Origin of the sequence: Pseudomonas sp. EA_35y_Pfl2_R5 (assembly GCF_963970805.1) — a bacterium.
In the GTDB taxonomy this organism is placed as follows: domain Bacteria; phylum Pseudomonadota; class Gammaproteobacteria; order Pseudomonadales; family Pseudomonadaceae; genus Aquipseudomonas.
On record NZ_CAXAOW010000001.1, the window covers coordinates 555,771 to 572,979 of the forward strand.

General features: G+C 62.8%; 14 protein-coding genes. All 14 read right to left on the reverse strand.

Features of this window, described 5'->3' with window-relative positions; all coding sequences use genetic code 11:
* Nucleotides 1-84: 84 nt before the first annotated feature.
* The 14 genes from AACX99_RS02515 to AACX99_RS02580 all read right to left on the reverse strand — a co-directional run bounded on the left by AACX99_RS02515 (nt 85) and on the right by AACX99_RS02580 (nt 17,056).
* Nucleotides 85-1,740, reverse strand: coding sequence for a BCCT family transporter (locus AACX99_RS02515; RefSeq protein WP_339409249.1), 1,656 nt, complete (start codon nt 1,738-1,740; stop codon nt 85-87).
* 341 nt (nt 1,741-2,081) lie between these two features.
* Nucleotides 2,082-2,573, reverse strand: a complete 492-nt coding sequence (locus AACX99_RS02520; protein ID WP_339409250.1) for a GNAT family N-acetyltransferase — start codon at nt 2,571-2,573, stop codon at nt 2,082-2,084.
* Nucleotides 2,574-2,704: 131 nt separating this feature from the next.
* Nucleotides 2,705-3,127 carry a DUF1850 domain-containing protein gene (locus AACX99_RS02525; RefSeq protein ID WP_339409251.1) on the reverse strand — a complete coding sequence of 141 codons (423 nt, stop codon included), beginning with the start codon at nt 3,125-3,127 and terminating at the stop codon, nt 2,705-2,707.
* Nucleotides 3,124-5,151, reverse strand: coding sequence for a TRAP transporter permease (locus AACX99_RS02530; protein ID WP_339409252.1), 2,028 nt, complete (start codon nt 5,149-5,151; stop codon nt 3,124-3,126). Before AACX99_RS02530 ends, AACX99_RS02525 begins: the two co-directional genes overlap by 4 nt.
* A 235-nt stretch (nt 5,152-5,386) precedes the next feature.
* The gene (locus AACX99_RS02535) at nt 5,387-6,340 is read right to left on the reverse strand and encodes a TAXI family TRAP transporter solute-binding subunit (protein ID WP_339409253.1); all 954 of its coding nucleotides are present in this window, start codon (nt 6,338-6,340) and stop codon (nt 5,387-5,389) included.
* A gap of 532 nt (nt 6,341-6,872) precedes the next feature.
* Nucleotides 6,873-8,225, reverse strand: coding sequence for a sigma-54-dependent transcriptional regulator (locus AACX99_RS02540; RefSeq protein ID WP_339409254.1), 1,353 nt, complete (start codon nt 8,223-8,225; stop codon nt 6,873-6,875).
* Nucleotides 8,226-8,341: 116 nt separating this feature from the next.
* Nucleotides 8,342-10,096 (reverse strand): sensor histidine kinase, encoded by a 1,755-nt coding sequence (locus AACX99_RS02545; protein WP_339409255.1) that lies wholly within the window; start codon nt 10,094-10,096, stop codon nt 8,342-8,344.
* Nucleotides 10,097-10,153: 57 nt separating this feature from the next.
* On the reverse strand, nt 10,154-10,942 hold the full coding sequence (locus tag AACX99_RS02550; protein ID WP_339409256.1) for an HvfC/BufC N-terminal domain-containing protein: 789 nt from the start codon (nt 10,940-10,942) through the stop codon (nt 10,154-10,156).
* Entirely contained in the window at nt 10,933-11,778 is an 846-nt protein-coding gene (gene bufB / locus AACX99_RS02555; protein ID WP_339409257.1) for an MNIO family bufferin maturase, read from the reverse strand. Before bufB ends, AACX99_RS02550 begins: the two co-directional genes overlap by 10 nt.
* Nucleotides 11,779-11,833: 55 nt before the next feature.
* Complete coding sequence (gene bufA2 / locus AACX99_RS02560) at nt 11,834-12,091, reverse strand: BufA2 family periplasmic bufferin-type metallophore (RefSeq protein WP_160013906.1); 258 nt, start codon at nt 12,089-12,091, stop codon at nt 11,834-11,836.
* 117 nt (nt 12,092-12,208) lie between these two features.
* Nucleotides 12,209-13,228, reverse strand: a complete 1,020-nt coding sequence (locus tag AACX99_RS02565; RefSeq protein WP_339409258.1) for a FecCD family ABC transporter permease — start codon at nt 13,226-13,228, stop codon at nt 12,209-12,211.
* Entirely contained in the window at nt 13,225-14,178 is a 954-nt protein-coding gene (locus AACX99_RS02570) for an ABC transporter substrate-binding protein (protein WP_339409259.1), read from the reverse strand. Before AACX99_RS02570 ends, AACX99_RS02565 begins: the two co-directional genes overlap by 4 nt.
* Nucleotides 14,175-14,945 carry an ABC transporter ATP-binding protein gene (locus AACX99_RS02575; RefSeq protein WP_339409260.1) on the reverse strand — a complete coding sequence of 257 codons (771 nt, stop codon included), beginning with the start codon at nt 14,943-14,945 and terminating at the stop codon, nt 14,175-14,177. The genes AACX99_RS02570 and AACX99_RS02575 overlap by 4 nt, the downstream gene beginning before the upstream one ends.
* A complete protein-coding gene (locus AACX99_RS02580) occupies nt 14,945-17,056 on the reverse strand; it encodes a TonB-dependent receptor (protein ID WP_339409261.1) in 2,112 nt (703 codons plus the stop codon). Before AACX99_RS02580 ends, AACX99_RS02575 begins: the two co-directional genes overlap by 1 nt.
* Nucleotides 17,057-17,209: the final 153 nt, after the last annotated feature.

Consider the following 17,209-nt stretch of genomic DNA (forward strand, 5'->3'; position numbering starts at 1 on the left):
GCCAAACCCTCTCAGTAGAATTTTCCGACCGCCCACAAAAAAGCGCGCCCTTAGGCGCGCTCTTGCATGACCCAACTGCCGTGGTTAGCGCGGCTCACTCAACAGACCTTTGACGATCGACACGCAACCCACCAACAACACGATGGTGAACGGCAAGCCCGTTGACACCGCCATGGCCTGCAGGGCGACCAAGCCGCCGCCAAGCAGCAGGGCAATGGCCACTACACCTTCCAAGATGGCCCAGAAGGCCCGCTGCGGTACCGGCGCGTTGACCTTGCCGCCGGAGGTGATGGTGTCGATCACCAGCGAGCCGGAGTCCGACGAGGTAACAAAGAACACGATCACCAACACGATACCGATAAAGGAGCTGAGCTGCGTCAGCGGCAATTCGCCGAGCATGGCGAACAGCTTCAGTTCCAACGCCGCATCCTGCACCCCGGCAAAGCCATCGGTGACGAACTGGCCAAGAGCGGTGCCACCGAAGGCAGTCATCCACAGCACCGACACCAGCGACGGCACCAGTAGCACGGCGACGAGAAATTCTCGCACGGTGCGGCCGCGACTGACCCGCGCAATGAACATACCAACGAACGGGGACCAGCTGATCCACCATGCCCAGTAGAACGCGGTCCAGCCTTGGCTGAAGTTGGCATCTTCGCGTCCGAACGGGTTGGACAGCGCCGGCAAGTTGACTAGGTAACTACCCAGATTGTCGAAAAAGCCGGTGAAAATCGCCATGGTTGGTCCCACCACGATGATGAACAGCAGCAACAGGATCGCCAGCACCATGTTGATTTCCGACAGGCGCTTGACCCCCTTGTCCAGACCGGCCAGCACCGAGCACAGAGCGATCACGGTGATACCGATGACTAGCAGCACTTTGCTCGTGTCGGTATTGGGGATGCCGAACAAGAAGTCGAGGCCGGCAGCCGCCTGCTGAGCACCCAGGCCCAGGGAGGTGGCCAAACCGAACAGGGTGGCGAATACGGCGAGGATGTCGACAATATGTCCCGGCCAACCCCAAACCCGCTCACCGAGCAGTGGATAGAAGATCGAGCGGATGCTCAGCGGCAGGCCCTTGTTGAAGGAGAACAGCGCCAGTGCCAACGCGACGATGGCGTAGATCGCCCAGGGATGCAGACCCCAGTGGAAGATGGTGGCGGCCATGCTCAGGCTGGCGGCCGCCTTGGCATCGCCGGCGGCGGCAGCCAACGGCGCCCAGTCGGTACGCGCACCATTCTCGACACTGGTGCCGCCCATGGACGAGGAGAAGTGTGACATCGGCTCGGCCACGCCATAGAACATCAGGCCGATACCCATACCGGCGGCAAACAGCATGGAGAACCAGCCGGTGTACGAGTAATCCGCCTTTGCCTCCTTGCCGCCCAGACGCACCTTGCCCAACGGCGAGACGATCAGACCCAGGCAGAGCAGGACGAAAATATTCGCCGAGCCAAGGAAGAACCAGGCCAGGTTGCCGGTCAACCAGTTGCGCACGGCGGTGAACAGAGGTTCTACCTCGCTTTGCAGTGCCAGGGTCAAGACCACGAACAGCACGGTTAGCAACGCGGAAATGCTGAAGACCTTGCCATGGATGTCAAGGTTGAAGAGATATTTGCCCTTGATGTTGTCCTGGCCGATCACATAGTCGGTATCGATCAGATTGGCCGCCCCACTGGGGGCCGGAATGCTATCAGGGGTCGGCGCTGGCGTTGCGCCTTTGGGTGGATAGTTAGCCATCTACTGTATCCTCGCTTCTTATTATGTTTTTGTTGAAGTGCGCAAGCGGACAACCGGCGGATATGCACACTGATAGCTAACAGGGCCCATTCCACTCTGATTGCGGAGGTTAACAGCGAGGTATCGAGCGACCGGTATTGAAACCGGCGTGCAATGCTACAGAAACGTCATCTGCAGCTCATGGGCTTGAACCGTGCATTCGCGGTGTGGTCGTCCCGGATTACTCCTGCGGCAACACACCCGAGGCCTGACCTGGCCAGCAAGAGCGCTCCGCGCCGTCTATGGGTAACGGCGCGTGTCAAATATCAAGGTATCGACGCGGTGGGCGCCATACGCCCGTCCTACGCGGTCACTTCTTCGCGGTAGATACGCAGGCCGCGTGCCTGGTAGTTGGCCAGCGCGCTGGGGTGGTCGAGGCTGCAGGTATGCACCCAGACCTTGCTGGTGCCCGGCCAAGCCCAGGCGGACTGCAAGGCATGACTCAGCAATGGGCCGCCAAAGCCCTGACCGAAGAACGCATCGGCCAGGCCGAAATAGAGAATCTCCACCGCGCCGTCGGCATCGCGCAGCAGCTCGTAGTACCCGGCGATGGCTCCCTGGTGATAGGCCACCCAGGTGCGGTGATTAGGCTGCTCGATCAGCTCGCGCCACTGCGCGTCCGTCCAGCTCAGTTTGTCGGTCCACTGCCAGGGCTCGCCGACCAGTTGGTAGAGAAAGCGGTTGAGCTGAAACTGCTTGAGCTGGCATTCCACCACGCTCAGGTCGGCCGGTAGTGGCTTGGCGAGAATCTGCTCGGGGTGCTGCATAGCCAGGTAATAGGTGATGGTGCTCATAACATCCTGCTTGTCAGTCAATCTGCTGAAGCTAACCGTTACTACAAACGAACAAAACCCCCACCGGCTGAGCCAAATGGGGGTTCTCCTCTTTTTACGCCAGGGCTTGTGGCCCGGGAGCAGACGCCGCCTTAGCGATCGTCCTGGCCTGCCGCCGAGGCGGCCGGGGAGCTTTGCTCACAGCTCCAGAGTTCCAACGCCGGCTGGGTCGCTTGTGGCGGGCCGAGCCATTCACTCATCGAGTGGCAACGCTGGTTGAAACACAGTTGATAATCCCCTGCCTCGGGGGTTCGCCCCAAGCGCAGTGGTTGCAAGGGTGGTAGCTGACGCTGGTAATGCCAGCTGCCCTCGCGCAGTTCGGCACCGTCTGGAATCTCCATTCCGGCCCCGGAACCCTTGACCCGCGCTTCGCCGAGCAGCAACCCCTCAGGCGTCACGCGGTAATCCTCTTCCCAACGTATCTTCTCAATCGTGTGCGTCCAGGCCAGGGTGAAGGCTGGCGTAGGCACTTCTGCCCACACCGCGCCCGCCAAACCCAGGCACAAACCAATCACGCCGCCGCTACCTGGGCGCGATGCGCACGCCAGACGTGCTGAGCGATAAACAGCGCCGCCAGGGCAAAGCCGATTTCGTCACTCATCGGCGTGGCCAGAATCAGGCTGGCGCCCGCCGCAAAGCCCAGCGCGCGCTCCCACCAGCTCAGTTTGGCCTGCAGGTAACCGGTAAACACCACACCCCAGATGCCAATGGCCAGCAGCGCTTTGAGTACCACATAGAGCGTGGCTAGCAGGCTATCGCCTTGCAGCATCAGCGCCGGCTCGTACACCGCCATAAATGGCACCACGAAGCCGGCAACGGCGATGCGAATCGCCCACAGGCTGATCTTCAGGCCGCTCTCCTTGGCAATCGGTGCGGCTGCGAAACAAGCCAGCGCCACCGGCGGCGTGAGGTCGGCCATGATGCCGAAATAGAACACGAACATATGCGAGACGATCAGCGGCACGCCCAGCTCCAGCAACGCCGGCGCGGCAATCGAGCTGGTGATGATGTAGTTGGGAATGGTCGGGATGCCCATGCCCAGCACCAGGCAGGTGAGCATGGTCAGCACCAACGAGAGGAACAGGTTGTCCTGACCGATAGCGAGGATATAGCCGGCGAAGGTCGAGGCCACACCGGTCAACGAGACCACGCCGATAATCACCCCCACCAGGGCGCAGGCAATGCCAACTGGCACGGCATGACGAGCACCTTCCACCAACGCGTGCAGGCAAATGGTCAGCGTGTCGCGGCCGCCTTTGATAAACCAGCACACCGCCACCAGCAGCGCGACCACACCGAACACCACGCCGATGCCGAGCTGGAAGAAGCCGGCGCAGAGCACGCCCAGGGCAATCCAGAAGGCGAAGCGCATAACCTTGGACGACACCCGTAGGATGATCGCCGAACCAAGAATCACGATGGCGGTCAAGCACAGGCCGACCATCCCGGAGAACAACGGTGTGCGCCCGGAAAACAGCAGGTAGATCAGCACGAACAACGGAATCAGCAGGTACCAGCGCTGCTTCACCGCAGCCCAGGGGTTGGGGCATTGATCCTTCGGTAGGCCACGCAGGTTGGCACGCTTGGCTTCCAGATGGACCATCCAGAACACCGAGCCGAAGTACAACATGGCCGGAATCAACGCGGCCTTGGCCACCTCGAAGAACGGCACATTGATGGTCTCGGCCATGATAAAGGCCACCGCACCCATGATCGGCGGCATGATCTGGCTGCCCATCGACGAGGTCGCTTCCACGCCGCCGGCAAACGCCGGCTTGTAGCCGAAGCGCTTCATCAGCGGAATGGTGAACTGGCCGGTGGTGACCACGTTAGCCACGCCCGAACCGGTGATGGTGCCCATCAACGCCGACGACACCACCGAGACCTTGGCCGGGCCGCCGAGCTTGTGGCCGAACAGGCCCATGGCGAAATCGGTGAACAGCTTGATCATGCCCGCCTGTTCGAGGAACGCGCCGAACAGGATAAACAGGAAGATATAGGTGGCCGACACATAGGTCGGCGTGCCGTACAGGCCTTCGGTGCCGAAGGCCAGCTGGTTGACGATCTGATCGATGGCGTAGCCACGGTGCATCAGGTCGCCCGGCAGGTACTGGCCGAACAGACCGTAGACCAGAAACAGCGCGCAGATAAATGGCAGGGCGATGCCCATCACCCTGCGTGCGGCTTCAAACACCAGCACGATCAGCATCAGGCCGACGACCATGTCGCTCTGAGTCAGATCACCGGAACGTTGAATCAGATCGGCTTCGAAATACCACTGGTAGAACGCCGTGGCCATACCGGCCAGGCCCAGTAGCCAGGCCATCGGCTGCCAAGGCTGGCCCTTGCCGTGGGACGGAAAGCAGAGAAACACCACCAGCAGCAGAAAGCCCACATGCACCGCGCGCAGAATCTGGCTGGATACCGGGTGAAAAGCTGCGGTGATGATCTGGAAGATGGAAAACAGCAGCGCGACATAAAACAGCGCTTTCGGCCACTCGCTGGGGTTGGCGGCGAGGCCTTGGTTTTGCTCACTCATGAAGGTCACACCCTCGTTACAACGTCGATAGCGCAAGAGTCGCCAACAAAACCTGCCGTGGCGCGCACGCCGGTTTTATTCGTAGCTCTAGAAATAGGGAGGCATGGGTAGGATGGGTTAGCCGCGCAGCGGCGTAACCCATCGAGCGATGGTGAAGTCTCTCACCAGGCTCAAACCATGCAGCATGGGTATCGCGATGCTCAACCCATCCTACGTGGCCAACCCTTCAGCAGCCTTACAGCGCGCCGGCTTCCTTGTAGAAGCGCTCAGCACCCGGATGCAGCGGGATCGGCAGGTTTTTCGCTGCAGTTTCCAGCTTGATGTCCTTGGCAGCCGAATGGGCGTTGCCCAAACGCTCAAGGTTTTCAAACATCAGCTTGGTCATCTGGTAAGCCACTTCTTCGGACACGCCTTCATGGCTGACCAAAATGTTGGTGATGGCCACGGTCGGTACGTCGGCATCCTGACCGTCGTAGGTGCCGGCAGGGATCGGAGCAGGCTGGTAAGCGTCATTACCGATCTTGGCGGTCACGTCAGCCGGTACCGAAACAAAGGTGATCGGCAGGGTCGCGGCCAGGTCGCGAATCGCCGCCATGCCCAGGCCCGAAGACTGCAGGGTGGCATCCAGCTGACGGTTCTTGATCAGTTCAACCGACTCGGCGTACGGCAGAAACTCGACCTTGCCCATGTCTTCATAGCTCAGACCAGCGGCCTTGAAGATGGCGCGGGCGTTGAGCTCGGTGCCGGACTTCGGTGCGCCAACTGAGATGCGCTTGCCCTTCAGGTCAGCCAGGGTGGTGATGCCGGATTCCTTGCTGGCAACAATTTGGATGTAGTTCGGGTAGGTGCCCGCAATCGCCCGCAGCTTTTTCAACGGCGCTTTAAAGCCGGCATCTTCCACGCCATTCCAGGCATCGGCCACGGAATCACCCAGGGCCAGGGCCAGTTCGCCACGACCGGCTTGCAGCAAGTTGAGGTTTTCCACCGAGGCCTTGGTCGCTTGTACTGAGGTCTTCGAGCCTTCGATGCCGTTGCTATACAGCTGCGACAGGCCCACACCAATTGGGTAATACACACCGCTGGTGCCGCCAGTAAGGATATTGATAAAGGTCGGGGCGGCGAGTACTGCGGTGCTCGCGGTAAAGGCTGCGGCAGCAGCAAACAGGCTGAAACGTTTGGTCATTCGCATGGAAGAATCTCCGTCGTTGTTATGGCTTTATGCAGAGTTTTTCACTGTAGACGCTGCGCGCCACCCAGGTGGCGGTGCAGCGCCGGGACTAACGCAAAGGCGAAAAGGAGCAGAGGCTCACGCGCGGCCTGAGCCGAGCGCACAAGAGATGAGCGGTTGATGCAGGACGCGACGAGCGCGCAGATGATGCTGGGCAGTGCATGGGATTCACCTCTTGTCTTTCTTATAGAGGCCGAGGCAATCGAGTGCCTGGCTGACAAGAGCTATAGCAGATGCCGTGCCAGTGAGAGAAAAGCCCGGTTTAGAGCCTTTACTCCAATCAGCACTGCCAACCTGGCGGCTGCAGTAAGCGGAAATCCGCCAGCGGAAAAACCTGGATAAGCGAGATTCCGCCGACTGTGTCACAGGGAGATGCGATTTCGTAGGGTGGATCGGGGGGCGGAGCTGACGCTGTTTTCATCCACCATCGCAGGCGGTGGATGGATGAAGCGTCATCCACCCTACATGGTCCGTGCATCCTGGCTACGGGCTTTCAATCTTCGTCGCTGCTGCCGGCAGGCCGATAGCTGCTGCGCTGCAAACCGTGGCGCTGCATTTTCTCGTTGAGGGTGCGCCGCGGCAGCTGCAGCAGCGCCATCACCTCGGCGATATTGCCCTGACAGTGCTGCAGGGCGCGGTGCAGGCATTGCGCCTCGAAAGCCTCCATCTGCTCGGCCAGCGATTGCACCGGCAGACCATCGGCATTCGCCACGTCACCACTCAAACCCAGGGCATGGCGTTCGGCGGCGTTGATCAGCTCCCGCACGTTGCCCGGCCAGTCATGCCCGAGCAAGCGGCTCAGCTCTGCGGGCGCTAGGCTTGGCGTCTCGCGGCCATTGCGTTGCGCGGCCTGATTGGCGAAGTGCTCGAACAGCAGTGGAATATCCTCGCGGCGCTCACGCAGCGGCGGAATACGCAGGGTGGCGACATTCAGACGGTAGTAGAGGTCTTCGCGGAAACGCCCAGCCTTAACCTCATCGAGCAGGTCCGGTTTAACTGCACTGATCACTCGCAAGTCGACCCGAATGCTCTTGTTCGAACCCAGACGTTCGAGGGTCTTCTCCTGCAATACGCGCAACAGTTTGACCTGCTGGGCCAGCGGCAGGCTTTCCACCTCATCAAGAAACAGGGTGCCGCCATCGGCGTGTTCGATACGGCCGATGCGTTTGCCCTGGGCTCCGGTAAAGGCGCCGCTTTCATGGCCGAACAGCTCGCTTTCGAACAGGTGCTCGGGAATCGCCGCGCAGTTCAGCGCGACAAACGGCTTGCCGGCACGGTTGCTGAAATCATGCAGACAGCGGGCAACCCGCTCCTTGCCACTGCCGGTGTCGCCACGCAGGAGAATATTCACCGAGGTGCCGGCCAGTTCGAGGATCTGTCGACGCAGGTTTTCCATCGGCCGCGATACGCCGAGCAGCTGCGCCTCGATATGGTCCTTGAGGGCGAACTGCTGACGCAGCTGGCGGTTCTCACAAACCAGCCGGCGCTTATCCAGGGCGCGGCGCACGCTGTCGAGCAGGCGCTCAGGGGTGAATGGCTTCTCGATAAAGTCGTAGGCGCCCTGGCGCAACGCCTGCACCGCCATCGGCACATCACCATGCCCGGTGATCAAAATCACCGGCAGGTCGCGGTCGCGCTCCAGCACGCTGTCGAGCAGCTGCAGGCCGTCGGTGCCGGGCATGCGCACATCGCTGATGATGATGCCAGGGTAATCACGGCCGACCAGCGCCAGCGCGGCCTGCGCCGTGGCGCAGCTGTGCACGTGCAAGCCAGACAGCTCCAGCCACTGCTGCACCGCCTCGCGGATTGCCGCTTCATCGTCGACGACTATTACGTGCCCAGTCATATCACCTCCTGATCAATCGGCGGCAGTCTACTGCCTTGGCATTTTGTAGGGTGGATGTCGCTCTTTACATCCACCAGCCGGGGCAGCCTTGGTGGATGGATACCGCGCCATCCACCCTACAGATTCGGCGCGGCTGGCAGGCGCAGGGTAAACACCGCGCCCTGCTCGCCATTGGCCGCCTCCAGACTGCCGCCCAGTTCGCGAACGATGCCGTAGGACACCGCCAGGCCGAGGCCCAACCCGGCACCCACCGGCTTGGTGGTAAAGAACGGCTCGAACACATGCCCCACCGCGTCCGCAGCGATTCCACCGCCGCTGTCGGCGATGCTCAGCAAGCACTGCTCGGCCTGGCGCTCGATGCGAATCTGCAACTGCCGTGACTCTACAGACGCCATAGCATCCAGGGCGTTGTTCAGCAGATTGAGCAGCACCTGTTCCAGGCGAATCGCATCGCCCAGCACCAGCGCGCGGCTGTCGATCTCGCTGTGCAGCTGCACCTGTTCGCTGCGCAGACGCGGTGCCAGCAATTGCAGCGCCTGCTCCAGCACATCGCTCAGGCGCAGGCGCTCACTCAGGCCCGCCGGGCTTTTGCGGGCAAAGGTTTTCAGGTGGCCGGTGAGCCCAGCAATGCGTTGCAACAAGCTATCGATACGCTGCAGCCCTTCACGCACGTCGTCCTGGCGACCGCTATCGAGCAACAGGCGCAGGCTGCCCAGTTGCATCTGCATGGCGGTCAGCGGTTGGTTGATTTCATGGGCCATGGCCGCCGACATCTGCCCCAGCGCCGCCATCTTCGCCGCATGTACTAGGCCTTCCTGGGCCTCGCGCAACTCGGCGGTGCGCAGGGCCACCTCACGCTCCAGGCGCTCACGAATGCTAGCCTGCAGGCGCTGAGTCTTGCGCCGCTGGGCTAGGTAGAGCAGCAGAAACGCCAGGGTCATCCACACCCCAGCGGCAGCCAGGCGGTAGCTGCGTACGCTGTCGACCAGAGTTTTCGGTTCGTGTAGCAAGTGCAGAGTCCAGCCTTCTTCACCCAGATCCTGGCGCTGCCACAGGTAATCACGCGAGCCATCCGGGCCTTGCACGCGGCGCCACTGGCTGTCGCTGTCGATCTGCCGACGCAGCATGCTGGACAGCGGCTGCAACGCCTGTTCGGCGTACTTGCGCACCTCCACCAGCTCCGCGCGGGCCTGCTCGCTCAAGCTGTCGAGGGCGAGGAAACGCCAGGCCGGGCGGTTGCTGAGGATCACCACCGAGTAACTGTCGGCCACCAGCAGCACACCGGACTGGCTAGCCCATTCGCGTTGCAGCTCTTCCAGCTCCAGCTTGACCACCAGCACGCCGAGCACCGTGCCGTCGTCATCGCGCACCGCATGGGAGAGAAAATATCCGGGGATGCCAGTGGTCACGCCCACCGCGAAATAACGCCCGGAGGACTGCCGTACGGCATCCTGAAAATAGGGACGGAAGGCGTAGTTGTTGCCGACGAAACTGCTCCAGTCGCGCCAGTTGCTGGCCACCAGAGTTTCGCCTTGATCGTTAAGCAGATACAGCACGTTGGAGCCGGCGGCAGTGTTGAGCTGCTCCAGGCGTTCATTCAGTTTGCTGCGCAGCAGGCTGTCAGCCGGCGCACGCAGCAATGACTTGATATCACTGTCCAGCGCCAGCACCTCGGGCACCGAACGAAAGCGCTCGACCAGAGTGTGGATCGACTGCGCATACAGCTGCAATTGGCCGCGCGCTTCGACGCTGCGCTCCTGCCAGGCGCGCTGTTCGGCATAGCGCCCGGCCAGCCAGATGCTCGCCAACAGGCCGAGCAGAATCAGCAGGACGATCAGAACAACGCGGTAACGCAGCAGGAAAGCAGGCATGCACGGCTCGCAACAAGGCAGAGCCGGCATGGTAAGGCAAAAGCTAGGTGCAGCGGATTAGACCGTTGGGTAACGCTGTAGCAAGCCATCGCTGAGCCACTGGCGCAACCAGGAGACGGCCTGTACCGGCGCCTGTTCACCCAGATGCGCCAGCTCGCCGCACAGCTCGGCGAAGTTCCAGCCCTGCACGGCCATGCCCTGTAGTGCAGCGGCTTCATCGGCCGCCACGCTGCGATAGCGGGTGATCAGGTGGTCGCGCCACACCAGGCAGCTTTCCACCTCGCTCAGTGGCTGGCTGCCGGGAAATTCGCCCTGCTCCTTGCACGCCCGCCAGAGCGCCAGGCTGTTATGCCGACACGCCAGCCATTGCACGCTGGGGAGCAAGCGTACCTGCAAGGTCGGCCAATCTTCAGCCGCAAGCTCAGCCATCTGCGCCATGCTCAGCACGCTGGCGTCTGCAGCATCAAAGGCCAGGGTGAAGGCCCATTCCAGCCGCGCCAGCTCGCTTAACGGTGCAGCTTGCGCCGGCACCAGATAACCATCGATAAAGTCGGCCAACTGCGCGCCGAGCCAACGCAGGCTGTAGTGTTGTGACGGGTGCGCACTAAGATAGGCCAGCGCCAAGGCATCGAACTCCTCGTCACCGAGCCAGTCATGCACGGCGGGATAGTCACCACGCAGCGTTTCCAACAGGCGCGCGCGATAGGCGTTGTGATAAATCGCCAGGCCCTGTTCGGCAGTCAATGCGGCGCTGCCCAATAGGCTCGCCTGCAAAGCCGGATGGGGTATTACATCGCCATTCAGCAGGTAGCTCTGCACCTCTGCCTGCCAGTCACTCAGGCGCATAACGTCGAACCTTTGAGGGCTTCAGCGGCCACCATACGGGCCTTATTCAGCTCGCCGAGCAGTTCGTCTAAATCAGGGAAATGGTCATCGCGCTCAAGCAAGGTCGACACCGGCCCGAGGTGCTGCAAGGTGCGCTGATAGAGCTGCCAGACCGGATCACTGACCGGTTGATCATGGGTGTCGATCAAGTAGCTGCCGTAATCGCTGTGCCCGGCCAGATGCAGCTGACGAATACGCTGCGGGGGCAGGCTGCTGATAAATTCCCAGGCATCGAAGCCATGGTTACGTGCACTGACGTAGACGTTGTTAACGTCGAGCAACAGCTCGCAGCCGCTCAGTTCACTGAGGGCCGCGAGAAACTGCCATTCACTGAATTGATCATCGGCGCAGCGCAAGTAACTGGAGACGTTTTCCAGCACCAGCGGCCGCTCGATCACGTCCTGCACCTGACGCACTCTCGCCGCCACATGCTGCAGGCTCTCCTCGGTGTAGGGTAGCGGCAGCAGGTCATGCAACTGGTGGGCATTACCCTGGCTCCAGCACAGGTGATCGGAGATCCACGCCGGCTGCACGCGCGCGGCGAGGTGTTTGAGCTGGCGCAGGTAGTCGCGATCCAGCTCATGCGGGCCGCCAATCGACAGCGACACGCCATGCATCACCAGCGGGTATTGCTCGCCGATGGCATCGAGAAAGTAGAGGGCCTTGCCGCCCGCTACCAGATAATTTTCCGAGACGATCTCGAACCAGTCGATCGCCGGCTGCTGCTCGAGAATGGCTTGGTAATAGGTGCTGCGCAGGCCCAGGCCAAAGCCCAGATTGCCGCGTTGAGCATTCATTGCTGGCTCCTTGCAGGGTGATGCGGGGCAACCGCACGCGGCTGCCCCGGCTCACTTACTCGCCGACAGTACCGCCAGCAGCATCGCACTCGGCCTGAGTCATGGCCTTGAAGCCGTGGCCCTTGCAGACAGCCTGACCTTTGCAGCTGTTTTCGGCGGTCTTGCAGTCATTCTGGCCTTTGCAGGACGTCACGCCGTAGCAGTGCACCTTGGCTTCTTCAGCTGCGACGACAGTGCCGGACATGCCGGCGAACATGGCAGCAGCGGCGAAGGCAATGGCGGCACCAGTAGCAGCGGTGGATTTCATGGTCATGTGCGTATCCTCGGGTGATCTGGGTTGGCCGGACGAAAAGGGGTTTGTGTGCCGGCATTTAACTAGAGCGACGAGACGAACAGGCGTTACAGCCGCGCTGAAAAAAACTTTAGTCGTTCAGCGCCGACGCAGCAAAAGCACGAAGAACACCCCACCAATTGCCGCCGTGGCGATGCCGATTGGCAGGTCCTGCGGCGCCAGCAGGGTGCGCGCGGCGACATCCACCCAGACTAGAAACAGCGCGCCGAGCAGCGCACTGACCGGCAGCAGGCGACGGTGTTCGGCGCCCACCAGAAAGCGCGCGATATGCGGCAGGATCAGTCCGACAAACCCGATGGCACCGCTTAGCGACACCAGCACCCCGGTCAGCAGCGACGCGCAGACAAACACCAGCAGGCGCACCCGACGCGGTTCCAGGCCCAGGCTGACCGCGCTGTGTTCACCGGCCATCAGCGCATTCAACGCCCGCGCCAGACCGAGCAACAGCAGCAGGGCCAGCATCAAGCACAGCGCCGGCAACCAAAGCAGTTCCCAACGCGCCAGACCAAGGCCGCCGAGCATCCAGAAGATCACCGAACTGGCGGCATGGTGATCGCCGAGAAACAGCAGCAGGTTGCTCGCCGCCATCATCACAAACGACACCGCCACCCCGGCCAGCAACAGGCGGTCGCTCTCCAGCCGACCACCGCGACTGGCAATCGCCAGCACCAGCAGCATGCTCACCAGTGCACCGACAAAGGCCGCCAGCGGCAGGCTAAGCAGGCCGACAAATTCACCCAGATACAGCACCACAATCACCGCACCCAGCGCCGCGCCGGAGCTGACCCCGAGCAGATGCGGATCGGCCAGCGGGTTGCGCGTGACCGCCTGCAGCGCCGTGCCGACCAGCGCCAGCCCGGCACCGACCAGCGCACCGAGCACCACCCGTGGCGCGCGGATCAGCCAGACGATGCTGTCCTGGGCGCTGCTCACCGCCTGCGCCGGCTGCAGGTCAAACAGACGCTGGCCGAGGATATCCAGCACCCGCGCCAGTGGCACCGGCGCGGCGCCAAAACCCAGCGAGGCGGCGCAGGAAATCGCTAAGGCCGATGCCAATAGCACCAGTAGCAGGCGATAGGCGTGCGGGCTGCGAATCATCGCGCAAACGCCTGCGGGTGCAGCGCGGCGGCCAGCGTTTCAATCGCTTGCGCGTTATCCAGGCTCGGCGTTACCGCCAGATAGGGCAGCACCACAAAGCGCTGCTCACGGATCGCCGTCAGCCCCTGCAAGGCCGGGTGGTGCAATAGGAAATCGCGTTTCTGCGCCGCACTGCGCTCGCCGTAATCGACGATCAGAATCACCTCGGGGTCGCTGCTGATCACAGCTTCCCAGCCAACACGCACCCAACTCGCAGCCAGCACATCCATGACATTGCGCCCGCCAGCGGCTTCGATCAGCGCCTGTGGCATGGCCAGGCGGCCGGCGGTAAAGGGGCTTTCCTCGCCGCTGTCGTAGAGAAACACCCGTGGCGCCGGGCCGCTGTCGGCCAGGCGCTCACGCACCGCCGCCACCCGTTGCTGCATGCTCTGCACCAGTGCCTCGGCGCGCGGCTGCACGGCGAAGATGCGGCCGAGGTTATGCAGATCGTTGTAGACATCCTCCAGGCTGGCCACCCGGCGTGGCATGACGTGGGCGCAGGACTCGCTCAGCTCGTACACCGGGATGCCGAAACGCGCGAGGTTCGCCGGGGTGACTTCACCACCGACGCGCATGCCGTAGTTCCAGCCGGCAAAGAAGAAATCCGCCTCGGCGTTGAGCAGGTTTTCCAACGACGGGTGCCGCGCGGCCAGCTCGGGCAAATCGGCCAGCTGCGCCATCAGCTCGGGGTTTGGGGTTTTCCAGGCGCTGATGCCGCTGTAGCCGACCATCCGCGATTTCAGCCCGAGGGCTAGGAGCATGGCGGTCAGGTTGATGTCCTGACTGACTGCGCGTTGTGGCGGCTGCGCGATGGTCAGTTGGCGGTCGCAGCTGGTGACGGTAACCGCCTGGGCGGACAGGGCCGCGCCCAGCAGCGGCAGGCACAGGGCGTAACGCAGAAAACGCTTCATGGATTGATCCAGGTAATACGCGGGTGCCCCGCGAAAGGATGACGGTCGACCAGCGCCTGCACGCCATACACTTCGGCCAGCAACGCTTCAGTCAGCACTTCGGCGGGTGTGCCGCTGGCCACCACGCGGCCGTGGTCGAGCACATACAGGCGGTCGCAGAAGGCTGCCGCCAGGTTGAGGTCGTGAAAGCTGGCCAGGGTCGCCAGGCCGAGGGCTTTGATCAGCCGCAACAGCTCCAGCTGATAGCGCGGGTCGAGGTGGTTGGTCGGCTCGTCGAGGATCAGCAGCGTCGGTTGCTGCACCAGCGCGCGAGCCAGCAGCACGCGCTGCTTCTCGCCGCCGGAGAGATGGGCGAACGCCTGGCGCTTGTGCTCAGTCAAACCCACCCGCGCCAGAGCCTGCTCGACCAGAACAAGATCGGCCTGATCATCACCATCGAACAGGCCCTTGTGCGGCGTGCGCCCCATGGCGGCTACTTCGGCCACGGTGAGGCCGAAGTCCTGGGGAAACTCCTGCAGCACCACTGCCACCCGCTGCGCGCACCAGCGCGGCGAACGGCTCCACAGCGCTTCGCCGTCCAGCTCGACACGGCCCTGATCAGGCCGCTGAAAGCGGTAGGCGCAGCGCAGCAGGCTGGTCTTGCCGCTGCCGTTGGGACCGAGCAGACCGACCAGCTGACCATCGCCCACCGCCAGCTCGATGCCATCGAGCAAGGCCTGCTCGCCGCTGGGCGACCAGGCCAGCTCGCTGATCTGCAAGCGCGGCATCAGAAACGGTAATCGGCAGTGACGAACAACGAACGCGGCGCGCCCAGGTACCACTGCTGGCCATCGCTGCTGCCGGTGGTGGCGTACTGGCGGTCGAACAGGTTGTTCAGCTCCAGGCCCAGGCGCACGTCCGCCTGCACCTGCCAGCCGATATTGGCATCGACCACGGTGTAGCTCGGCAGCGTCACGCTGTTCGCTGTGTCGGCATAGCGCGCATCGACATAACGCGCGCCAATACCGGCCTGCACCTGCTCACTAAGCGCCTTGCTCAGCCACAGGTTGGCGGTGCGCCGTGGCACGTTGGTCGGCCGATTGCCGCTTCGGTCACCACCGGCCTCGCGGAAGTCGTCGTACTCGGCACGCACCCACGCGGCGTTGGCCGACACTTGCCAACCCTGCCCCAGCGCCAGTTCCAGAGTGGCTTCCAGACCGTCGGATGACTGCTGACCGATCTGCTCGGTCGGCGCGGTCGGGGTGGCACGGCTGAGCAGCTTCTCCTTGACGATATGGTAAGCAGCCAGCGTCCATTCGCCCTGGCCATTCCAGAACGCCTGCTTGAGGCCGATCTCGGTTTGCTTGGCCTCGCTCAGGTCGAACTGCTGCTGCGTCGGATTAAGCGTCAGCAGGTTGCTCACGCCCTCGGTGCTGGTGGCGTACTGGCCATACAGCGACAGCTCGGGCGTAACCTCGAAGACCAATCCGGCGCGCCAATTATCGCCCGTCAGGCTGCGGTCGGCGCTACTGTCGGTCAGCAGGTTGTCGCGCTGGATATGCACCTGATCGCGGCGCACACCGCTGACCAGCGACAGGCGGTCGGTCAGCTGGGTGCGGTTCTCGGCGAACAGCGAGAACTGCCGCGCCAGGTTGCGCTCGCGCGGGCCATAACCCAGCGGATCGGTGCTCTGATACTGGCCGCCACCGCTGCCGGCAAGCGGCACCGTGTCAGTGAAGCTGCTGGAAAAATCGTGCTGACGGGCGAAGTGGATGCGGTTGTAATCCACGCCCACCACGGTGCGACTATCCAGGCCGAACAGGGCGTGTTCCAGGGTGAAGGTCTGGCGATCGCCGACCTGCTCCTGGGTGTGCTTGATCTCGTAGAAGTCGCTGCGCTTGACCTGATCGCCCGGCTGCCAGCGGTAGGACTCGGCATTGCGCCAGTAGCGCTGGGTCTTGATGTAGTAGAGCTGGTTACTGGCGGTCAGGGCGTCATTGATCCGCCAGTCGCTGACCAGTCGGGTGATCTGGTCGTTGTAGCGAACCTCGGCGTTATCGACGTTGTAATTGCGCTCGCGCAGGCTCTCGCGATACTTGCCCGCGACCAGCGGCGTGCCCAGGTAGCGCTGCGGGTCCTGATCGCCCTGATCATGGGACAGGGTGAAACTCAGCGCATCGCTGGCATCCCAACGCAGGGCAGCGCTGAGCGCCCGGCTCTGCGACTCGCCGTCATCGACCCAGCCATTGCTGGCCTGTTGATTGAGGTTGAGCCGGTAGCTCAGCGTATCGGTCAGCGAGCCGCCGCTGTCCAGCGCGGCCTGGCGGCGGTCGTCGCTACCGTAGCCGAGGCGCAGCTGGTTGCTGATGGCGCCGCTGAACGGCTTTTTCGGCACCACGTTGATCACCGCGCCCGTCGCGCCTTCACCGTAGAGCACCGAGGCCGGGCCGCGCAGCACGTCAATGCGCTCCACCGACCAAGTGTCGACCGGGAAGGTCACGGTGCCGGCCCCGACATACTGACGGGTGCCGTCGTACAGCTGCATGATCGCGCTGTGCCCGGTAAAGCCGCGCGCCGACAGCGCGGTGCCGCCATTGCCGGGGCTGCCGATGCTGCTGATGCCGGGGGTGCGGGTGACCGCGTCTTGCACGCTGAGGTTGTTGCGCCCACGCACCTGTGCGCCGCTTAGGCTGCTGGTGCTAGCCGGGGTTTGCAGGGCCGTCAGGCCCAGGCGCGAACCGCTGCTGGTGGGCGTATGCAGATCGCTTTCACCCTCCGCAGCAACCTTGGCCTGCACGGTCGTGGCCGGCAGATTGACCGGAGATTCGCCCGCCACAGCCGTACCGGCCAGGAACAGGGTAAGGGAAACAGAGAGTTGAGACAGGGGATAGCGCGCCATGATGCTTCCATCGCAAAGGGAAAAGGCACGGCAATCCCGATGGAAACGCGCAACAGCAAAACACGGGCGCACAGGCACCCACGATCGGCGTCAACGCCCGCCCACCGCGGGTTGCCAAACAGTTGGGAGTTGCCGCTGCATCACTGGCAGCGT

What these genes read in the sequence shown, in the direction of transcription:
- AACX99_RS02515 (WP_339409249.1), bottom strand. Translation starts at nt 1,740, where the DNA reads ATGGCTAACTATCCACCCAAAGGCGCAACGCCAGCGCCGACCCCTGAT.
- AACX99_RS02580 (WP_339409261.1), bottom strand. Translation starts at nt 17,056, where the DNA reads ATGGCGCGCTATCCCCTGTCTCAACTCTCTGTTTCCCTTACCCTGTTC.
- AACX99_RS02575 (WP_339409260.1), bottom strand. Translation starts at nt 14,945, where the DNA reads ATGCCGCGCTTGCAGATCAGCGAGCTGGCCTGGTCGCCCAGCGGCGAG.
- AACX99_RS02520 (WP_339409250.1), bottom strand. Translation starts at nt 2,573, where the DNA reads ATGAGCACCATCACCTATTACCTGGCTATGCAGCACCCCGAGCAGATT.
- AACX99_RS02540 (WP_339409254.1), bottom strand. Translation starts at nt 8,225, where the DNA reads ATGACTGGGCACGTAATAGTCGTCGACGATGAAGCGGCAATCCGCGAG.
- bufB (WP_339409257.1), bottom strand. Translation starts at nt 11,778, where the DNA reads ATGAATGCTCAACGCGGCAATCTGGGCTTTGGCCTGGGCCTGCGCAGC.
- bufA2 (WP_160013906.1), bottom strand. Translation starts at nt 12,091, where the DNA reads ATGACCATGAAATCCACCGCTGCTACTGGTGCCGCCATTGCCTTCGCC.
- AACX99_RS02550 (WP_339409256.1), bottom strand. Translation starts at nt 10,942, where the DNA reads ATGCGCCTGAGTGACTGGCAGGCAGAGGTGCAGAGCTACCTGCTGAAT.
- AACX99_RS02530 (WP_339409252.1), bottom strand. Translation starts at nt 5,151, where the DNA reads ATGAGTGAGCAAAACCAAGGCCTCGCCGCCAACCCCAGCGAGTGGCCG.
- AACX99_RS02535 (WP_339409253.1), bottom strand. Translation starts at nt 6,340, where the DNA reads ATGCGAATGACCAAACGTTTCAGCCTGTTTGCTGCTGCCGCAGCCTTT.
- AACX99_RS02570 (WP_339409259.1), bottom strand. Translation starts at nt 14,178, where the DNA reads ATGAAGCGTTTTCTGCGTTACGCCCTGTGCCTGCCGCTGCTGGGCGCG.
- AACX99_RS02565 (WP_339409258.1), bottom strand. Translation starts at nt 13,228, where the DNA reads ATGATTCGCAGCCCGCACGCCTATCGCCTGCTACTGGTGCTATTGGCA.
- AACX99_RS02545 (WP_339409255.1), bottom strand. Translation starts at nt 10,096, where the DNA reads ATGCCTGCTTTCCTGCTGCGTTACCGCGTTGTTCTGATCGTCCTGCTG.